The organism is Shewanella sp. SM32 (genome assembly GCF_025654235.1).
Taxonomy (GTDB): Bacteria; Pseudomonadota; Gammaproteobacteria; order Enterobacterales; family Shewanellaceae; genus Shewanella; species Shewanella oncorhynchi.
The window spans coordinates 1-709 of sequence record NZ_JAKKRO010000168.1; the positions used below are offsets into that span (position 1 = coordinate 1).

Sequence of the window (709 nt, forward strand, 5' to 3'; positions counted from 1 at the left end):
CTACAAAGCGATTGGCTATGTACAAAGCAAAGAAATGGCACTGCGTGTCTTCTTAGAAGACCCCGATGTGCCGCTGGATACAAACCATCTGGAGCGGGCGCTCAGGCCCATACCCATGGGGAGAAAAAATTGGTTGTTCTGTTGGACAGAAATCGGTGCTGAGCATGTTGGCGTTATCCAAAGCCTGATAGTCACTTGTCGATTGCATGATATCAATGTAAACGATTATCTGACCGATGTACTGCTACGCATCAGCCAACACCCTGCCAGCCTGGTACACGAACTGACGCCACGGAATTGGAAAACCAAGTTCGCCGACAATCCACTGCGTTCAGACCTCTTTGCTTTACCCGCCACTTCGGTAGAATAGCCTCCAGACGGAGGCGATATGCGCATAGAAGACCTAACCTTAGACGAATTACATGACCTGAACGAGCTCATCTGCAAACGGATTGAGTACTTACGTTTGCAAAACGACATCAATGTTCTAAGCCAGCTACGTTTAGGCCAAAAAGTCCACTTCAAGGCCAAAGAAGGCCAAGTGTTCGGGGTGGTTATCAAAATCAACAAGAAATCAGTGATGGTGGTCAGCGATGATAACCGCCAGTGGAAAATCCCACCAGGACTGGTGCAGATCATGAAAGACATCTAGCCAGGATGCTTGGCCGAAATCTATAAGGCGTCAATACGTCCTAAAATGGACGCTTAC

2 protein-coding genes are annotated in these 709 nt (G+C 48.1%); both read left to right on the forward strand.

Annotated elements, in window-relative coordinates; genetic code table 11:
- Window positions 1–370, forward strand: a 370-nt coding sequence (locus tag L5M10_RS24285; RefSeq protein ID WP_263256107.1) for an IS66 family transposase, incomplete at its 5' end; no start/stop codon positions are given.
- Between the two features lie 18 nt (window positions 371–388).
- Entirely contained in the window at window positions 389–652 is a 264-nt protein-coding gene (locus L5M10_RS24290) for a transposase (protein WP_248084423.1), read from the forward strand.
- Window positions 653–709 lie beyond the last annotated feature (57 nt).